The organism is Saccharopolyspora gloriosae (assembly GCF_022828475.1).
Lineage (GTDB): Bacteria > Actinomycetota > Actinomycetes > Mycobacteriales > Pseudonocardiaceae > Saccharopolyspora_C > Saccharopolyspora_C gloriosae_A.
Genome location: NZ_CP059557.1, coordinates 554,381 through 573,349, shown reverse-complemented (window position 1 = coordinate 573,349; position 18,969 = coordinate 554,381). Strand labels below are relative to the sequence as shown.

At 70.1% G+C, this 18,969-nt stretch carries 14 protein-coding genes; 5 read left to right on the top strand and 9 right to left on the bottom strand.

Annotated elements, in window-relative coordinates; all coding sequences use genetic code 11:
- Positions 1 to 137 precede the first annotated feature (137 nt).
- Complete coding sequence (eccB, locus tag H2Q94_RS02505) at positions 138 to 1,730, bottom strand: type VII secretion protein EccB (RefSeq protein WP_258718651.1); 1,593 nt, start codon at positions 1,728 to 1,730, stop codon at positions 138 to 140.
- A 173-nt stretch (positions 1,731 to 1,903) separates the two neighbouring features.
- On the opposite strand from eccB, the gene eccE reads away from it, so the two are divergent.
- Both eccE and H2Q94_RS02495 read left to right on the top strand, forming a co-directional pair.
- On the top strand, positions 1,904 to 3,202 hold the full coding sequence (gene eccE, locus H2Q94_RS02500; RefSeq protein WP_243791568.1) for a type VII secretion protein EccE: 1,299 nt from the start codon (positions 1,904 to 1,906) through the stop codon (positions 3,200 to 3,202).
- A complete protein-coding gene (locus tag H2Q94_RS02495; protein ID WP_243791567.1) occupies positions 3,199 to 3,945 on the top strand; it encodes a hypothetical protein in 747 nt (248 codons plus the stop codon). Before eccE ends, H2Q94_RS02495 begins: the two co-directional genes overlap by 4 nt.
- A gap of 105 nt (positions 3,946 to 4,050) precedes the next feature.
- Here H2Q94_RS02495 and H2Q94_RS02490 read toward each other — a convergent pair whose 3' ends face one another.
- From H2Q94_RS02490 to H2Q94_RS02475, 4 genes are all read right to left on the bottom strand, one after another.
- Positions 4,051 to 5,433, bottom strand: a complete 1,383-nt coding sequence (locus H2Q94_RS02490; RefSeq protein ID WP_243791566.1) for a cryptochrome/photolyase family protein — start codon at positions 5,431 to 5,433, stop codon at positions 4,051 to 4,053.
- Positions 5,434 to 5,654: 221 nt separating this feature from the next.
- A complete protein-coding gene (locus H2Q94_RS02485) occupies positions 5,655 to 6,959 on the bottom strand; it encodes a citrate synthase (protein ID WP_243791565.1) in 1,305 nt (434 codons plus the stop codon).
- 599 nt (positions 6,960 to 7,558) lie between these two features.
- A complete protein-coding gene (locus H2Q94_RS02480) occupies positions 7,559 to 8,491 on the bottom strand; it encodes a carbohydrate kinase family protein (RefSeq protein ID WP_243791564.1) in 933 nt (310 codons plus the stop codon).
- Between the two features lie 64 nt (positions 8,492 to 8,555).
- Positions 8,556 to 9,275, bottom strand: coding sequence for a TetR/AcrR family transcriptional regulator (locus H2Q94_RS02475; protein WP_243791562.1), 720 nt, complete (start codon positions 9,273 to 9,275; stop codon positions 8,556 to 8,558).
- 204 nt (positions 9,276 to 9,479) lie between these two features.
- On the opposite strand from H2Q94_RS02475, the gene H2Q94_RS02470 reads away from it, so the two are divergent.
- Positions 9,480 to 10,616: an acyl-CoA dehydrogenase family protein gene (locus H2Q94_RS02470; RefSeq protein ID WP_243791560.1), complete on the top strand. Its 1,137-nt coding sequence runs from the start codon at positions 9,480 to 9,482 to the stop codon at positions 10,614 to 10,616.
- 208 nt (positions 10,617 to 10,824) lie between these two features.
- On the opposite strand, the gene H2Q94_RS02465 is transcribed toward H2Q94_RS02470, so the two are convergent.
- The 4 genes from H2Q94_RS02465 to pdxH form a co-directional block, all read right to left on the bottom strand.
- A complete protein-coding gene (locus tag H2Q94_RS02465) occupies positions 10,825 to 11,745 on the bottom strand; it encodes an aldose 1-epimerase family protein (RefSeq protein ID WP_243791558.1) in 921 nt (306 codons plus the stop codon).
- A 98-nt stretch (positions 11,746 to 11,843) separates the two neighbouring features.
- Positions 11,844 to 13,238: an APC family permease gene (locus H2Q94_RS02460; RefSeq protein WP_243791555.1), complete on the bottom strand. Its 1,395-nt coding sequence runs from the start codon at positions 13,236 to 13,238 to the stop codon at positions 11,844 to 11,846.
- Between the two features lie 427 nt (positions 13,239 to 13,665).
- On the bottom strand, positions 13,666 to 14,952 hold the full coding sequence (locus tag H2Q94_RS02455; protein ID WP_243791552.1) for an MFS transporter: 1,287 nt from the start codon (positions 14,950 to 14,952) through the stop codon (positions 13,666 to 13,668).
- Between the two features lie 109 nt (positions 14,953 to 15,061).
- A complete protein-coding gene (gene pdxH, locus H2Q94_RS02450; RefSeq protein WP_243791550.1) occupies positions 15,062 to 15,724 on the bottom strand; it encodes a pyridoxamine 5'-phosphate oxidase in 663 nt (220 codons plus the stop codon).
- A gap of 709 nt (positions 15,725 to 16,433) precedes the next feature.
- Between pdxH and H2Q94_RS02445 the strand changes: the two genes are divergently transcribed.
- Positions 16,434 to 17,564: a citrate synthase 2 gene (locus H2Q94_RS02445; protein ID WP_243791548.1), complete on the top strand. Its 1,131-nt coding sequence runs from the start codon at positions 16,434 to 16,436 to the stop codon at positions 17,562 to 17,564.
- 220 nt (positions 17,565 to 17,784) lie between these two features.
- Positions 17,785 to 18,789, top strand: coding sequence for an SEC-C domain-containing protein (locus tag H2Q94_RS02440; RefSeq protein ID WP_243791545.1), 1,005 nt, complete (start codon positions 17,785 to 17,787; stop codon positions 18,787 to 18,789).
- Positions 18,790 to 18,969 lie beyond the last annotated feature (180 nt).

Here is an 18,969-nt window from a genome sequence, read left to right as displayed (position 1 = left end):
CGGCACCTCCCAGTAGTAGTCCTCGCGCCGGCCCCCAGCGGCCGGAGAAAGCGATCCGCCCGCAGATCCGAGTGGACCTGCGGGCGGACTCACCATCCCTGGGACGGGAACCGAGGCGCAACGGTTCCCTGTTCGGTTCAGCTACCGGTCGCGGAACTCCCGGATTGCTGCTGTGCCTGGGGATTCGGCGGCGGACGGTTCGCCCCGCCCGGCGGAACCGGGATGGAGTCGTACACGTAGCTCGCCTGCGCCGGGTCCAGCAGGTCGCCCTTCGGCAACGTGCGCAGAATTCCCGACGGACCGGCCTGGAGCCCCACCGGACTATTGATCACGCCGAGTCCCTGCGCGGTCGCGGCGTCCTTGATGCCGTAGATCACGCCCTGGTCGGACACCAGGTACAGCGGACCCGCGTCGGCACCGGCCTCATTGGACGCCGCCCGCACGACCGCGGCCTTGCCCGCGGGCATCAGGAAGTAGTCCACGTTCGGGCCGGTCCCGTCGTGCTGGGCCAGCTTCACCGGAGCCGGCTTCGCCGGGCTGCCCTTGTTCGTGGTGACCGTGATGTTCTGGTCGCCATTGATGTTGCGCCAGCTCACGCAGGACGTGTCGGCCTGCTGGAACGACAACGGCTTGGGCACGTCCACCGGGAACGCGTCCATGTCGATCTTCTGGCTGTCCGCCGTCGGCGCCCGGGTGATGGTGCCGGTGGCGTTCGGGATGTCCTGACTCTTGCCCTTGCTCGCGTGCAGCACGGCGGCGGCCCCGTAGCTGATCGGCTGCTTGCCCTGGGGCAGCAGCGCGAAGTACTGGTTCTCCTCCGGTGCACCGGGCACGGTCCGCTTCACCACGTCACCCGATTCGTACGGGTTCTGCATGTACCCGACCGGCCCGCTCGGCAGATCGGGGATCTGCAGCTTCGGCGCGTTCGGCACGGAGTTCAGCATGTTCGTGCTGATCGTGCGCGGGGTCTCCCCGTTCAGCCCGTAGATGTCCATCACGGCCTGCTCGGAACGATCCACCTCGGCCTTGACCGTCTTCGTGTGCTGACGCCCCGGCAGGTTCTCGACCCGGTAGATCAAGTACTCCTTGCCGGAACTCGCGTCCTGCACGAACAGCGACTGGTCCGGTCCCAACTCGGCCCCGTGGTTCGGATCGCCGCCGATGACGGTGGTCTCCACCTTGGTCGACCGCTGCGCCTGGGCTTCGTCGATGTTGTCCCGGACCTGGCCGACATCGCAGATCGCCCACGCGGGCTCGGCGATGTTGCCGGGATCCGGCAGATAGTTGGGTGCGTTCACCATGCCGGTGCGGGGACCGCGCGGGTAGTCGGCCAGCGCCGACTCCTTCACCGTGGTCGCCTGCACGGCCTGGCCGCCCTGGCCGCCGCTTTGCGCCATCACCAGGAGCTTCGCCGACGCCATGTTCAGCATCGGAATCAGCCGCTTCTGCGCCGCATCGTCAGCGGTGACGACGTACACGCTGCCGCTGTCCTTGCCGATGACGATCGAACCGGGGTCCGGAACCGAGCCCTTCCCGCCGAACAGTCCCCAGACCAGGAACCCGATCAGCCCGATACAGGCGAGGATGGCGCCGGCGACGGTCGCTCGCTTATGCGAGCCCATCGGATCGTGCAGCATCACCGCGTCTTTGCGCACCAGCGCCGATTCCATGCGGCGAAGGACGAACTGATACGCCTGAACCTGTGACTTCGTTGTGGGTGTTGATGCCATTCTTCGCCTACAGCTCTCCCGTCCGAGGTACGGTTCCGCAGGATAGCCGTAGAGAGGCGCCGCACGGGTCCGGTTCGATGGAACCCTTCCGCAATCTCTTGGAACGGCTGCCGAATGACCTGGTTGGCGCACTACCGCGTGCGCACTACCTGCGAGGGGAAGAGACCGAACGGATGTCCGTCAGTACGCAACATCCGGCCCAGCCGAACGCCTCCGGCACCGCCGGTGCCCGCACGCGCATCCGAGCGCGTCGGCGCACCGTCGGGGCAAGCCTCGGGGCGATGCCGGTGGCCAACATCGTCGTCATCGAGGTCGGCCTGGCACTCGGCCTGATCCTCGTGTTCATCAACGAGATGCTGTGGCCGGTGTCCGTGGGCGTCGCCGCGCTCGCGCTGATCATCGCGCTGCTGCGCAGGCGCGGGCGCTGGTTCACCCAGTGGTTCGGCCTCGTCCTGGATTACCGCACCCGGAGCCACACCCGTCGTTCCGTGCCGCCGACCGGCGACGTCAGCGAGTTCGCCGAGGACAAGAACGGCGACGGCATCATCGGCCCCGATGAGAACCACCGGGTGGCGCTGCTGCGCATCCTGGTCGAGGACCTCGTCGTCGCGCGCGGCCAGGACCACGACCGCAACCCCGTCGGATTGTCCTGGCACAACGGCAAATGGACCGCGGTGCTGATGGTCGACCCGACGCCGCCGCTGCTCAACCGCACCGGAACCGCGCCGAACCTGCCGCTCGGCGTGCTCACACCGTGCCTGGAGGACCGGGGCGTCCTGCTCGACGCCATCCAGGTGATCTGGCACTGCTACCCGGGCAGCACCGCGCTGATGCCGGATGCGCCCGCGCTGAACTCCTACCTGGAGCTGATGGGCAATTCCTCCGCCGCCGCGCGCCGCACCACGTGGGTCGCGGTGCGGTTGGATCCGCAGACCTGCGCGAAGGCCATCGGGGAACGCGGCGGCGGCATCATCGGCGCGCACCGGGCGCTGATCGGCGCGCTGTCCCGAGTGCGCAACGCGCTCGCCGGGCAGGGCATCGTGACCCGCCCGCTGGACCCGGACGAGCTGCTGCAGGCAGGCGTCGCCTCCGCCGAGCTGCAGGACGCGCTCGGCACCCAGCGTCCGATCGGCCTGAAGGAACGGTGGAGCGGCGTCACCGCGGACCGCTTCAGCCACTCCAGCTACGCGATCATCGGGTGGCCGAACCACATGAGCGACAGCATCAACGCGCTCACCGGTGTCCGGGGACGCTCCACCAGCATCGCGCTGTCCATCGCACCGTCCGGTGAGGACGGTGAAGTCGGGCTGCGCGGCCTGGTCCGCATCAGCGCGCGGAGCCCGGAGGCGCTCAGCACCGCCGATCACCAGCTGCGCAACATCAGCAACAAGCTCAACCTGACGCTCACCCCGCTGCGCGGGATGCAGCTGGCCGGGCTGACCGGAACGCTTCCCCTGGGAGGTGCGGCATGAGCCGGACGCGCACGCTCGACACTCCGGGCAACAGCACCGGTACCGCACCGGAATTCCTGGTGCGGCCCGAAATGCTCGACCTCGTCTCCCCTCCCGGGGACCGCGGCGGCATGATCATCGGAGCGGGGCCGGACCGGCAGCCGCTGACGGCGTCGATCCTGCGCCCCGAACCGACCCGCATCGTCACCGTCGGCGGCCTGTACCTGGCCCGGCAGATCGCGCTGCGCGCCATCGCCGCCGGTGCCTGGGTGCACGTGGCGACGGGGCGGCCCGCGGCGTGGCGGGCGGTGGAGCAGGCCGCCGGGCGAACCCCCGACGGCAAGCCGGCACCGGTGTTCGGCTTCCGCAGGCTCGCGCCGTACGACTCGCCGCGCGGCACCGAGGACGCGCCGCTGCTGGTGATCCACGACGGCGGCGCGGTGCCGCAGGAGATGTTCGCGCCGCGCACTCCGTGGCAGACCACGATGTACGTGCTGCCCTACCTGCATCCGCAGGCGGGCAGCGGGACCGCCGCGAACGCCGCCGACCTGATCCTGCTGCAGCGGTTGCCGTTGCAGCAGGCGCAGCTGGCCGCCCGGTTCTGGTACTTCGATCCGCAGCACCGGCAGCAGCAGATCCACGAACTCACGCAGCTGCCGGACGACAAGGTGATCGCGCTGGGCGACATGATGTGGATGCCGATCACACTGGTCAGCGGCGGCAAGGAGCGGGAGATCCTCGGCCCCATCCGCCGCGGCGACTGACTCCGCACCGAACGCGACGGCCCGCGCTCCCCTCTCGGGAGCGCGGGCCGTTTTCGGTTCGAGGGCGGTGATCAGCGTCTCGCCCGCGAAGTCGCCGAGTTCCCGCTACGGGGCCTGGGCGGGGTTCTTGATCTCGCCGTAGCGGGCGAGGGCTTCCTGCCGTTCCGCACCGTGTTCCACGATCGGCGCCGGATACCCGTTCGGCGGGCCGTCCGGCAGTGTCCACGGCCGATGGGTGTGCTTCGCGTCGAGGCCGCGCAGCTCCGCCACGTACTCGCGGACGTAACTCCCGTCCGGGTCGAACCTGGTGCCCTGCGTGATCGGGTTGAAGATCCGGAAGTAGGGCGCGGCGTCGGTGCCCGAGCCGGCCGCCCACTGCCAGCCGTGCTGGTTCGACGCGAGATCACCGTCGACCAGGTGCCGCAGGAAATGCCGGGCGCCCCACCACCACGGCAAGTGCAAGTCCTTGACCAGGAAACTCGCCACCACCATCCGCACCCGGTTGTGCATCCATCCCACGGTGAGCAGCTGCCGCATTCCCGCGTCGACCATCGGGAAACCGGTGCGGCCCGCGCACCACTCCTCGAACCGGGACCAGGCGTCGGCGTCGGTGTCCAGCCGCATCCGGTCGAACCGGGAGTCGAAGTTGCGCCGCGCGCTGTCCGGCCAGTGCCACAGCACGTCGGCGTAGAACTCGCGGAACACCAGCTCGTCGCGGAAGCTCTCCTCCCCCGCGCCCTCGGCGCCGCCGAGCTCGGCCAGGAGGGTGCGCGGATGCACGCAGCCCCAGCGCAGGTACGGGGACAGGCGGCTCGTCCCGGCCCGGTCCGGACGGTCCCGGTCGCGGGCGTAAGCGTCCACGAGCGACTCGCGGAATCCGTCCCAGCGCTCCAACGCGGCCCGCTCACCCGCGGGCGGCAAGGTGATCCCGGACAGCTCCTCGTCTGCGGGGATCTCCAGCGACGGAACAGGCACCGTCCATTCCACAGTGGATTCGTCGGTGTCCGCCGGAGCCGGATGACCGTGCTCGGCCCACGCCCGCCGGAACGGCGTGAACACCCGGTAGGCCGTGCCGTCCCGCTTGGTGACCCGGCCCGGAGTGATCGCGTACGGAGAACCCGTCGCCACCCACTCGACCCGCTCGCCCAGCGCCGCGCGCACCCGCTCGTCGCGCGCCCGCCCGTACGGTCCGTTGTCGGCGGAGACGTGCACGCTGCCCGCGCCCACCTGCCGAGCCAGCCGGGGCACGACCTGCTCCGGTCTCCCGCGCAGCACCAGCAGCCGGCCACCGAGGGTGTCGTCGAGCTCCCGCAGGCAGCGGTAGAGGAAGGTGCGCCGGACCGGACCCGCGGGCACGAGCAACGCCTCGTCCAGCACGAACAACCCGAGCACCTGATCGGCGGCCCTCCCGGCCGCGGCCAGCGCCGGGTGATCCCGCACCCGCAGGTCACGCCGAAACCACAGGATCGCCGGTGCGTTCATGCCCACCGACCGTACGCACCTCGCCCGCCGCGCACCGGACACGAGTCGGCCCCGGGACCGGCTGAGAAGCCGGGCACCGGGGCCTGGACGGAACTGTCGGCGGGCCGATACCCGCCGCGGCCGGAGCCGCTAGGACGATTCAGCTTTCGATTCAGTGCCGTCGACGACGACTCCCCGTTGAGCCCGCACAGCTCACCGGGTGCCTCCGATGACGCGGCGCCGATGGCTCAGCGCTCGCCGATCGACCGGTACGAACGCTCCGCAGCACCCGTGTAGACCTGCCGCGGGCGGCTGATCTTGCGGGCCGGGTCTTCCAGCATCTCCCGCCAGTGCGCGATCCAGCCGGGAAGGCGGCCGAGCGCGAACAGCACGGTGAAGTACTTCGTCGGGAAGCCCATCGCCTTGTAGATCAGGCCGGTGTAGAAGTCGACGTTCGGGTAGAGCTTGCGCTCGACGAAGTAGTCGTCGGCCAGCGCCTTCTCCTCCAGCTTGAGCGCGATCTCCAGCAGCGGGTCGTTCGCGCCGAGCTTGCTCAGCACCTCGTCCGCCGTCTTCTTGACGATCGCGGCGCGCGGGTCGTAGTTCTTGTACACCCGGTGCCCGAAGCCCATCAGCTTGACGCCGGGCTCCTTGTTCTTGACGCGCTCGACGAACGAGTCGACGTCACCGCCGTTGGCGTGGATGCCCTCCAGCATCTCCAGCACCGCGCTGTTCGCGCCGCCGTGCAGCGGGCCGAACAGGGCGTTGATGCCCGCCGAGATGCTGGCGAACAGGTTCGCCTCCGACGAGCCCACCATGCGCACCGTGGAGGTGGAGCAGTTCTGCTCGTGGTCGGCGTGCAGGATGAACAGCAGGTCGAGGGCGCGGGTCAGCGCCGGGTCGACCTCGTAGGGCTCGGCGGGGAACCCGAAGGTCATCCGCAGGAAGTTCTCCACCAGGCCCAGCGAGTTGTCCGGGTACAGGAACGGCTGGCCGACGGACTTCTTGTAGGCGTAGGCCGCGATGGTGGGCAGCTTCGCCAGCAGGCGCACCGTGGAGAGCTCGACCTGGTTCTCGTCGAACGGGTCCAGGCTGTCCTGGTAGAAGGTCGACAGGGCGGAGACCGCCGACGACAGCACCGGCATCGGGTGCGCGTCGCGGGGAAAACCGTCGAAGAACTGCTTGAGGTCCTCGTGCAGCAGGGTGTGCCGCTGGATCCGGTCGGCGAACTCGTCGTACTGCGCCTGCGTGGGCAGCTCACCGTAGATCAGCAGGTAGCTGACCTCGATGAAGTTCGACTTGGCGGCCAGCTCCTCGATCGGGTAGCCGCGGTAGCGCAGGATGCCCGCGTCACCGTCGATGTAGGTGATGTCGGACTTGCAGGCGGCGGTGTTGACGAAACCCGGGTCCAGCGTCACCAAACCGGTCTTGGACAGCAGCTTCCCGAGATCCACACCGGCGGAGCCTTCAGTGGGCTCCGTCACCTGCATTTCGTGCTCGCCACCGTCGTAGCGCAGCGCGACGGTACGTTTGGCGGTCGCGTCGTCGGGCATTCGGGAACCTCTCGCGCTCGTGATGGGGGTGGCGCTTCGCCGACGACTGCGCACTTCCCGTCACCGCAGTGCTCGGGCAGCGTGGTCGGTCGCGCGCATGCGTCGGCCGGGTTCTCCGGACCGCCGCAGCACCACCCCGTTGGGGTCCTGTCAGGTGCCACGCTAGACCGCTTCAGGCCTCTCGCGCAGCAATCGTGTTAGCCCTTTTGGGCCGGTGGGACCACGATCACATCGCAGATCAGCCCGGACGCCACGCGCCCGGCGCCCGGTTGCCGCAACCGGCCGCCCGCTTCCCCCGTCCGCCGCGCCGAGCCGGAACCCCCGCCCCGCGCCGCCGTCCGATATGCCCGAACCACCCCCGCGCGCCACCGCACCGCGCTCACCCCGCCAGGAGTCGCCGCCTCAGGTGAGCGACCCGGCACCCCAGAAACCCCCATTCCCCCAGCTCAGCGCCGCCGCACGGACAGTGACCGCTGCGATTTCGCAAGAAATCGAATGGCCGCCACCGCGCCAAAGCCCTTGCTGAGCTGGGGGAACGCCGGGACGCCCGGAATGATCCCGTTCAACTTCTCGCGAAATCGGGAGCCCGGGCGGGGTGATCAGGAAAGTTCGGCGGAGGTGGGGGGTTCGGCTCCGGGGCGGGAGACGGTGATGGCCGCGGCTCGGGCGGCGAAGGTGAGGGCTTCGCGCCACTGATCGTGGGTCAGCGCGCGCACCGCCTCCGGCGCGAGGGCGTCGTTGCGGTGCAGCCAGGCGAGCAGCGCCGCGTGCACCGTGTCGCCCGCGCCGATGGTGTCGGCCACCTGGGCGCGCACCCCGGGCACCTCGACGAGCTCCCCGTCCCCGACCAGCGCGGCCAGCCCGTCCGCGCCGCGGGTGAGCACCAGGCCCGCAGGCCCGGCCTGCTGCCAGCGGCGCAGCGCCGCGTCCAGGCCCTCGTCCCCGGCCAACCACTCCGCGTCCTCCACGGACAGCTTCAACAGGTGCACCGACGGCAGCCAGCTCTCGAACCGCTCGCGGTAGGCCGCCGGGTCGGCGATCAGGTCCGCGCGGATGTTCGGGTCCAGCGCCACGAACCGGCCCCGCTCGGCCTCCCGGAACAGCACCGCCTCGTAGGTGGACGCACCGGGCTCCAGCACCATGCCGAGCGTCCCGAACGACACCGCGCTGACCTCGCCGGACAGCGGACCGGGGTCGGCCACGAACCGGGCGGCGGTGCCCTCGGTGTGGAAGCTGTAGCGCGCCGAGCCGTCCTCGCTCAGCCCCACCACGGCCAGCATCGTCGGCTCCGGCCCGCGCCGGACCAGGTCCGTGCGCACCCCGGAGTCGACCAGCCGCTCCAGGAGCTTGTCGCCGAACTGGTCGGTGGACAGGGTGGCGTGGAAACCGGACGGCACGTCGAGCCTGCCCAGGGCGACCGCCACGTTGTACGGGCCGCCCCCGAGCCGGGGGTGCAGTGGCCCCAGTTCGCCGCCTGCCGTGGCGGTGTCCGGGACGAGGTCGACGAGGGCCTCTCCACCGATGACGATCACGTTTCCTCCGTGCTGGTGCTGACGTGCTGAACTTGCGGCCGGAGCCGGACACCGCGCCCGCGGGCTAGCGCCGGCCGGTCGGGTGCCGCGGACCAGTGTGCTCCGCGACGAGTGGGGTGATCCGTGAATCGCCGACCGCCGGCTCGAACAGGCCGCCGAGCAGGAACTGGGACAGCTCCGCGAAGGCCTCCGCGTCGGACAGGCCGGTGCGTTCGGCGATCTCGCCGCGCTGGATGGCACCGATGGTGCCGCTGACCATTTCGGCGACGAACGCGGCGTGGACCTCGCGGAACACGCCTTCGCGGACGCCGTCGCGGATGTAGCGGCGCATGTGCTCGGCGGCGGCGCGGGCGTTGGCCTGGTAGGTCGCGCTGGTGGCCGGGTTGGCGGCCATGTCCGCGATGAACCGCCGGGACGCCGGGCGCAGTTGCTCGGCGGCGGCGTCGAGGTAGGCGCGCATCTGGGCGCGCGCATCGGTGACCTCGGCGACCGAGCGTTCGATGCCCGCCGTGGCGTTCTTGAAGAACTGCCCGACGACGCGCACCGCGAGTTGTTCCTTGCTGCCCGCGAGCGTGTAGAGCGTCGACTTCGAACAGTGCAGGCGGGCGGCGAGGTCGTCGAGGGTGAAGCGGGCGAACCCCTCCTCCAGGAACAGCGCGCACAGCCGGTCGAGCAGCTCGGCGCGGCGTTGTTCCGGCGATCCCTGGGATCGCGCGGCGCCGCGGCGGCGGGCCGTTCCGGCGGTCGCCTGGTCGGCGCGCGCGGCCGGGTCGGGGGCGTTCATGCGAACGAGACTGCCACAGCGCAGCAGCCCGACGGGCCGCCGGGCCTGGTGCGAAACGGACATTAACAGTACTCTTACTAGTCCTGCAGTACTGATATGAGTACTGTCGATCTGCCGCGGCGTTCGCCATGCGGAACCGCCGATCCGCCCCGGCCCCACGCCTCGCACCGCTCGCACCGACCGTTCCGCCCGAGGAGCGCCACCATGGCCGTTGACCGCCTCCTGCCCGACCAGGAAGCCACCGACCTGCTCGACCTGACCGCGGAGATCGCCCGCGACGAGCTCGCCCCCGCCGCCGCGAACGCGGAGGAGCACGAGAACTTCCCCCGCAAGGCGTTCCGGCTGCTCGGCGCGTCCGGCCTGCTCGGCCTTCCGTACCCGGAGGAGCACGGCGGCGGCGCACAGCCCTACGAGGTCTACCTCCAGGTCCTCGAAGAGCTCAGCAGCGCGTGGATGACGGTCGGCGTCGGACTGTCCGTGCACACCATGTCCTGCTATCCGCTCGCCACCTACGGCACCGCTGAGCAGCGCGAACGGTGGCTGCCGGAGATGATCGGCGGGGAGCTGCTCGGCGGCTACGCGCTGTCCGAGGCGCACGCGGGTTCCGACGCCGCCGCCCTGAACACCCGAGCCGTGCGCGCCGCCGACGACTACGTGGTCACCGGCGCCAAATCATGGATCACGCACGGCGGCGTGGCGGATTTCTACACGCTGATGGCGCGGACCTCCGATGACGGACCGCGCGGCATCAGCTGCCTGCTCGTCGACGGTGAGACCGCGGGCCTGTCGGCGGCGCCGCCGGAACGCAAGATGGGCCTCACCGGTTCCCCCACCACGGAGCTGTTGTTCGACGGCGCCCGAGTACCGGCGGAGCGGCTCATCGGCGCGGAGGGCCAGGGCCTGTCCATCGCGTTGAACGCGCTGGACTCCGGACGGCTCGGCATCGCCGCCTGCGCCGTCGGCCTGGCCCAGGCCGCGCTGGACCTCGCCGTGGACTACGCGCGGCAGCGCAGGCAGTTCGGGAAAGCGATCATCGAGTTCCAGGGCATCGAGTTCCTGCTCGCCGACATGGCCGCCGCCGTGCAGTCGGCCCGCGCCGCCTACCTCGACGGGGCGCGGCGGCGCGACGCGGGCAGGCCGTTCGGGATGCAGGCGTCGGTGGCGAAACTGGTGGCCACGGACGCCGCGATGAAGGTGACCACGGACGCGGTGCAGGTCCTAGGCGGCGCCGGCTACACCCGCGACTTCCCCGCCGAGCGCTACATGCGCGAGGCGAAGGTGCTGCAGATCTTCGAGGGCACCAACCAGATCCAGCGGATGCTCATCGCCCGCGGGCTTTGATCTCGCTTCGCGGAGGTGTCCGGATAACGGAACCTCAGTGAGCCTCTCGCTGCGGGATCTCTTCCCGAGTGGCTCCGTCACGAGAGAAAAAGGCGTCCTCGCGAGAGGCTCACTGAGAACCCGCCGATGGTCGATCTGCGTGCGTGGTCACCGCTCATCGGCTTCGCCGCCGACAGGACAACGACCTCTGACACGCGTGCGGGCAGGCTCAGAACGGGCGCAGCCCCCACTGGGCGATCCAGTCCTCGCCCGGGTTCAGGGTGATCAGGTCGGTGCCGGAGTTGAGGGCGTCCGGTGGGCAGGTCATGGGTTCGATGGCGACGGCTCGGCCGCGGCCGGGGAACTCGTCGTTGGTGTAGACCTGCACCCACTTGAACACCGCGTCCGCCCACAGCTCCACTCCGTGCCCGGCCGGGTCGGTAAGCGAGTGCCGGATCAGGGAGTCACCGGGATCGGGTGCGGCGCCGCCGAACGCGGTGTCCAGCAACACGCCCGCCAACCGGCGGCCACGGCGGAAGTCCTGCTCGTCGCCTTCCAAGGCGCGCGGCGGGCGCACCGGCAGCAGCCGCTCCGGGTCCACCGGCAGCACCGTCGCCGCCGCCAGCCGCAGCGTGCACTCGTCGGTCTCGGCGAGTCCGGCGCGCGGGTACGGGTGCACGCCGACGCCGAACGGGACCGCGCGCTTGCCGAGGTTCTCCACGGTGTGCGTGACGGTCAGCCCGGAGTCGTCCAGGGCGTAGCCGATCGAGGTGAGCAGCGGAACCGGCCAGCCCGGCTGCACCGGCACCATCGCGTGCAGCACGATCGTCGACTCGGCGTGCTCCACCACCGTCCAGGCGGTGTGCCGGAGCAGGCCGTGGATCGCGTTGTGCCGATCCGGTTCGGTGAGCGCCAACTGCTGCGGCTCCCGCTCCAGGGTCCACCGGCCGTCGGTGACCCGGTTCGGCCACGGCACCAGCACCGCGCCCGCGCCGCCCGGCGGCAGCCGGTCGGCGTCGTAGGTCTCGGAGTACGCCACTCCGTCCACGTCGAAGGAGCGCAGCGCGGCGCCGACTTCGGTGACCACGGCGCGCGCGGCGCCGTGGACGATCTCGAACTGCCTGCCGGTGGCCGCGACTGGATCATTCACAGCGACCACTCTAGAACGTGCGCGCCGCGTCCGTCGGCGACGCGAAAAAAGCCCCGCCCGCGGATTTCTCCGCGTGGACGGGGCTTTCCGCGAGCCGGTTACTTGGCCAGCTTGTCCGCGTCGAAGTCGACGCGTCCCACGATCAGCCGGTTCACGCCCCAGAACACGACGCCGATGAGCAGCAGCGCCCCGGCGACCAGGTATTCGGCGACGGGACGGCCCGACAGCGGGCTCGCGAAGAACAGGCACAGCACGGCACCCAGCACGGGCACCCAGGTCGGCGCCTTGAAGTGCTTGTGCTCCACGACGTCCTTGCGCAGCACCAGCACCGCCACGTTGACGATGGCGAACACGACCAGCAGCAGCAGCGAGGTGGTGCTGCCCAGGTCCTCGATCTCCAGCAGGCTCACCAACACCACGGCCAGGATGCTGGTGAACAGGATCGCGACCCACGGCGTCTGCCGCGAGCGGTGCACTCGGCCGAACACCGACGGGATGATCCGCTCGTTCGACATGCCGTAAACGAGGCGGCTGGCCATCAGCATGTTGATCAGCGCGGTGTTGGTGACGGCGAACAGCGCGATGATGGAGAACAGGATCGGCGGGAACCACGGTGCGGCGGCCTTCACGACCAGCAGCAGCGGCGCGTCGGTCGCGGCGAGCTCATCGGTGGGCACCAGCGTCGAGGTGATCACCGCGATGATCAGGTAGATGGCGGCGGTGATGGCCAGGCCCAGCAGCAGCGCGCGCGGGAAGACCTTCGCCGGGTTGCGGGTCTCCTCGGCCATGTTCACCGAGTCCTCGAAACCGACCATCGCGAAGAACGCCAGCGCGGTCGCCGAGGTGACGGCCAGCAGCGGGCTGGAGTCCGGGTTGAACTCCAGCAGCCTGCCCGGATCCGGCGCGACCGCCGGGTCGCTGGAGCCGCTGATCAGCGCGTAGACGCCGAAGGCGATGACCAGCAGCAGCCCGCCGAGTTCCACGCAGGTCAGCACCACGTTCATCTTCACCGACTCGCCGACGCCCCTGAAGTTGACCAGGGCGAGCAGGACCAGGAACGCCAGCGCGACGACGATCGCGAGCGGTCCCACCTCGGGGAAGATCTCCTCCAGGTAGTTGCCGCTGAACGCCTGCGCGGCCGAGGCCGCCGAGGTGATGCCGGAGCACATCACGGCGAACGCGATGATGAAGGTGATGAAGTGGATGCCGAACGCGCGATGCACGTACAGCGGTGCGCCACCGGCCTTCGGGTACTTGCCCACCAGTTCCAGGTAACTGCACGCGGTGAGGAACGCGACCACGAAGGCGACCACGAACGGGATCCACAGCGCGCCGCCGACCTTGCCTGCGACCTTGCCGGTCAGGGAGTACACCGTGGTGCCGAGGATGTCGCCCACCACGAAGAACAGGAGCAGTTTCGGCCCCATGACCTTCTTCAGGCCGGGCTGCGCACCGTCGGGCGACTCGTTGTCCATGGTCGTGTCGTTGGCCATGGCAGGAAAGTGTGCCGGTTCACCTGGGGCGATCTTGGGGCACCCCTGGTAGGACGCCTGCGCCACCGGTCGTATCCGGTGCGGCCGAATGCCCTAGTGACACCTCGCGGCCTGCGCTTTTCACGCCTCGCGGTGACCTGAACGGAACCCGATCGGCATAGTTCCGCCCCCGATCGACACCAGACCGTCACCGGCTCCCGCACCACCGCCCGATCACTGCACCGATCCGGTGAGATCGCGACAGCCGGGAGCCTCTGCAGACCGATCTTTCGATCCGTGTCTTGTCAGCGGCGAAGCCGGCCCAAGCGAACAACCGGCGGGTTCTCAGTGAGCCTCCCGCGAGGACTCGCGAAGCCACTCGGAAAAAGATCCCGCAGCGAGCGGCTCACTGACGCCCCGCTGAAACGGACACCTCCGCAGGCCGCCCCTAGGCGGTCGGAGCGCGGTAGCGCCAGAACGCCGGGAACAGCAGGACGGCTGCCACTGCGCACACCACGACGAGCACTCCGCCCGCGGCGATCGTGGTCTGCGCGCCGATCGCGGCGCCACCGCTGCCGTGCAGCACGTCCGCGAGCCGCGGTCCGCCCGCGACGACGACGGTGAACACGCCCTGGATGCGGCCGCGCATCTCATCGGTCGCGGCGGCCTGCAGCATCGAGCTCCGGTAGACCATGCTCACCAGGTCCGCGCCGCCGCCGATGGCGAGGAACACGACGCCGAGCCACAACGAGTCCGACAGCCCGAAACCGATGATCGCCACGCCCCAGACGATGACGCCGATGGTGACACCGACACCGTGGCGCACGATGCGGTGCAGCCAGCCGGACAGCACGCCGAACACGAAGGCGCCCAACGGGATCGCCGCGTAGAGCAGGCCCAGCGCCACGCCGCCGCCCGCCGGGTCGCCGTAGACCCGTTCGGCGAGTTCGGGGAACAGGGCTCGCGGCATGCCGAACACCATCGCGATGATGTCCATCAGGAACGACGCGAGCAGCACGGGATGCGTTGCGAGGTAGCGGAATCCGTCGATGACCGACCGCAGCCCGGCCTTCGTCGGCGCCCCGGCCTGCGGCGGCATCGCGGGCAACCGGAACACCGCCCACACCGCGACGGTGAGCGCGAGCGCGTCCACCAGGTACAGCACCGACAGTCCGAGCAGTGGCAGCAGCACACCGGCCAGCAGCGGCCCGACGACGGATCCGAGCTGGAACACGGTGGAACTGAGCGCCTGCGCCGACGGCAGCAGCGGCGCGGGGATGATCCGGGCGATGGCGGCGCTGCGGGCAGGCATGTTCACCGCGAAACAGGTTTGCTGCAACGCGAACAGCACCAGCACCAGCCACACCGAGCCGACGCCGCCGGCGGCCACCAGCCACAGCAGAGTCGCGGTCGCGGCGAGGCCGCTGTTGGTGACCAGCAGCAGCTTCCGGCGGTCCACGGTGTCGGCGACGGCACCGCCCCAGAGCCCGAACACCAGCAGCGGCACCAGTCCGAAGATCCCGGCGAGCCCGACGTAGGCGGAGTTCCCGGTGAGGTCGTAGAGCTGCTTGGGCACGGCGACGGCACTGAACTGGGCACCGACCGACGTGACGATGCTGGAGGTCCACAGCCGCCGGTACGCCGGGAATCCCAGCGGCCGGGTGTCGAGCACGATCTTGCCGAGCAATTTCCGCCACGACCGCCGGTTTTCCGTAGCGCTGGTGTGCTGGTCCACGAGGGGCCAGCCTAGCCATGAGCCTCGCTAAAGAAACCTGCCGTTGTGACGCACCCGACGACCTCCGGCCGCCATCCAGGTGAACGCTCGACACCCGAGCAGCGGGGCCTTACGGAGCAAGCCGTTCGACTGCCCAGTCGGCGTCGTTGCGGCGGAAGCGGAGGCGGTCGTGCAGCCGATCCGGACGGCCCTGCCAGAACTCCACGGCCTCGGGGAGGATGCGCCAGCCGCCCCAGTGCGGCGGCACCGGAACCTTCTCGGCATCGGCGAAGCGTCGTTCGATGCCGTTGAGCGAGGACTGCAGCGCCTCGCGTCCGGTCACCACCCGGGACTGCGGCGAGGCCCACGCGCCGAGCTGCGAACCGCGCGGGCGCACCGCCCAGTACTCGGCGGTCTCGTCGGTGCGCACCTTCTCGACGGTGCCGCGCACGTTGACCTGGCGTTGCAGCGAAAGCCACGGGAAGGTCGCGGCGGCAACGCGGGTCGCGGTGAGGTCGTGGCTCTTCGACGAGGTGTAGTTGGTGAAGAAGACCAGTCCGCGCTCGTCGAATCCCTTGCACAGCACGGTCCGCGAGGAGGGGAATCCGTCGGCGTCCGCCGTCGCCAGCACCATCGCGTTCGGCTCCGGCACCTCCGCTCGCACGGCCTCGTCGAACCAGATCCGCAGCTGCTCATGCCAGTTCTCGGCCAGCAGGCCCTCTTGCAGGGAGCCCTCCTCGTAGGACACCCGCATGGACGACAAAGTGCCGGTGCTCACGGTGCTTTCGGACATCCGTCATTTCCTCCCTGACCCGACTGGTGTGCCTGTTGATCGGCGGCGCCGGAGGATACGAGCCGAACCGGTCGGCGCGGCAACCGCGGTGCGCCACGGGCACCGGTACGACGGTAAACGGATCCGGAACACAGGCCGAACCGGCGGAAAGGTCACGATCGATTCCGCAAACGATGCAGTGACCGTGAGCACACTCGAATGGCAGCAAGCTCAGGGCCGGTTCGTCCGGTTCCGTTGAGCGGCGATGTCCGCGGGCTCGCCGTCCGGGTTCTCATCCGACGCTTCCGGGTGGCTCACTGCTGCTTCCGGGTGGTGTTTCAACGCGCGGGTGAGTCGGCGTTCCGCCGTGACGACGTCGGTGGCGATCGCGCGGCCACGTGAACGAGGATCTCGTCGCGTTCGCGCGGGCAAGGCGCAGAACACTTCTGCAGCACGATCACCTGATCGCGAAGCCTGCTCAACACCGGAATTGATCCTGGTCAACAACCATTTTTCGGGATCGTCGCAAGCATCTCCCGGTCCGAACCGTGTGATCTTCACCATCGGGAGGGTCCGCACCGATTGCCTCGGCCCACGCGCCGGGTGCAGTGTTACCGGCACAGCACAGGCTGCGACCGATCGCGCTCGTGCTCATGCACCCCGCCACGTCCCGCCGAGCGCTGCCGAGCGCCCGGCCACCCGAACGATTCAACGAGGAGACGAGGCAACCATGGGCACCAGTACAGGCGGCTCCGACTTCCGCCCCGGTCTGGAAGGCGTCGTCGCGTTCCAGACCGAGATCGCCGAACCGGATCGGGACGGCGGCGCGCTGCGCTACCGCGGCGTCGACATCGAGGACCTGGCGGGCAAGGTCTCCTTCGGCGATGTGTGGCAGCTGCTGGTCGACGGCCGCTTCGGCCAGGGCCTGCCGGACGCTGGAGGCGCCGAGCTGCCGGTGCGCACCGGCGACGTGCGCGCCGACGCGCAGGCCGCGATCGCGATGCTCGCACCCGCCCACGGGTTCGCGCCGCTGCTGGACATCACCGAGGACGCCGCCCGCGACCAGCTCGCGCTGACCACGACGCTCGGACTGTCCTACGTGGCCCAGTCCGCCCGCGGCGACCTGCCCCCGGTTCCCGCGGAGCGCGTCGCCGAGGCGGAAACCCTCACCGAGGCGTTCCTGACCAGGTGGCGCGGCGAACCGGATCCGGCTCACGTGCAGGCGTTGGACGCGTACTGGGTGTCGGCCGCCGAGCACGGCCTCAACGCCTCCACCTTCACCGCCCGCGTCATCGCCTCCACCGGAGCCGATGTGGCGGCGAGCCTGTCCGGCGCGGTCGGCGCCATGTCCGGCCCGTTGCACGGCGGCGCCCCGGCCCGGGTGCTGCCGATGCTGGCCGAGGCCGAGCGCACCGGCGACGCCCGCAAGGTCGTCGAGTCCATCTTGGACCGCGGGGACCGGCTGATGGGCTTCGGCCACCGGGTGTACCGGGCGGAGGACCCGCGGGCTCGGGTGCTGCGCAGCACCTGCGAGCAGCTGTCCGCGCCGCGCTACGAGGCCGCCGCCGAACTGGAACGGGCCGCGCTGTCGGTGCTGCGGGAGCGGCGCCCGGACCGGCCGATCGAGACGAACGTGGAGTTCTGGGCGGCGGTGATCCTGGACTTCGCCCAGGTGCCGACGGAGATGATGCCCGCGATGTTCACCTGCGCCCGCACCGCGGGCTGGTCGGCGCACGTGCTGGAGCAGAAGCGCACCGGCCGGCTGGTGCGCCCGTCCGCGCAGTACGTCGGCCCGGAACCGCGCTCCCCGCAGCAGGTCGACGGCTGGGACTCGGTCAAGTCCCTTCCGGTGGCGGTCTGATCTCAACGAGCCGAGTCGCGGACCTCAGCGGTCTTCTCGCCGTGCCCCCCTGGCCGAGGTGACGGCGATTTCGCAAGCGGCGCCGCCGCGAGCGACGTTGCCGCCCTCGCGAGAAGACCGTTGAGAACGCGGGTGATCACGGCTCATCGGCTCACCGCTGACGATCTTCGACGGGGCTTGCTCGGAACGCTCCGTGATGAGCGGCCGATCTCCTGTCACTATGAGTATCGATCTCGGTAGAGTGACCGCCATGGGCAGGGACAGCCGCAGGGCCGCCATCGAACGGGCCGAGGCACTCGAAGCGGATGCCGAGAACAGCGGTGAACGCACCGATGACCTGGTCGAAGCGGCCGATTACTGGCGCACCGCGCACGAACCGGAACGGGAACGCGCCGCGCTGCTGGCCGCGATCGACGCCGACACCGGCGAGTCGCTGTTCGACCCGCGTGCCACGTACGCCGAAATGCTCATGCGGCTCGGAGAACGCGCCGAAGCCGACCGGCTGCTCAACGAGCTCATGGGCGATCTCAACTCGCGCGAGCACACCTACATCGCCGCTTCCGGCGCCTACCAGCACGCCGGGGACACCGCGACGGCGTTGCGCTGGCTCCACATCGGCATCACCCGCCTGATTCCCGACGCGACCGATCCCGAAACCGAGCTCGCCGTCAACGACGACGGTGTCGAGCTGCTGCGAATACGGCGCGAAATCCGCACCGATCTCGGCCAGCCACCGGACGAGCTCGACCACGCGCTGGACAGGATCTCCGAAGCGGCCTTCGGTCCGGCCGGTCCGTTCGCGGAGGCCGCCTGCGAGCCGGGCTTCGTCGAGAAGTTCGTTGATGCGATGGCGGATCGGCACGACGTGGTCGTGTTGCACTGGCCTGCCGAGGACCTCGCCGAGCTGCGCCGCCGCGCACCCGCGCTGCCGCTCGCTCCGGACCACGACGCGCACCTGCTGGAGCTGCAGCGCGAGATGCTGCTCGCGGACCGCGACGGCAAGCGCGCGACCCTTGTGACGGGATCCGCCGACGGCTACGCCGCGTTCTGCGCCGAGGCCGAGCTGTCCACCGGTGATGCGGATTCCGCGGAGCAGTACCGGACCGATCTGCTGCTGCGCGGCGAATGGCGGAGCTGGCCGCCGGAACGTAACGCACCGTGCTGGTGCGGAGCCGAGCGCAAGTACAAGAAGTGCTGTGGCGCACCCGGCCGTACCGATTCCTGAAATGCCTGGTCACGGGGCCTGTATTCGATCAGAGCCAGGTCCGGTTGCTGGCCAAAGCGCCTCCCGCGCAGTAAGTTGCCAACCGGCTCAGGCACCTGCGGCAGGACCGGAAGTTCACCTTTCCGACCCGTAGCCGCAACACGCACCGAGCCCTGAACCGGCAACGGCGCCGGTCACCGA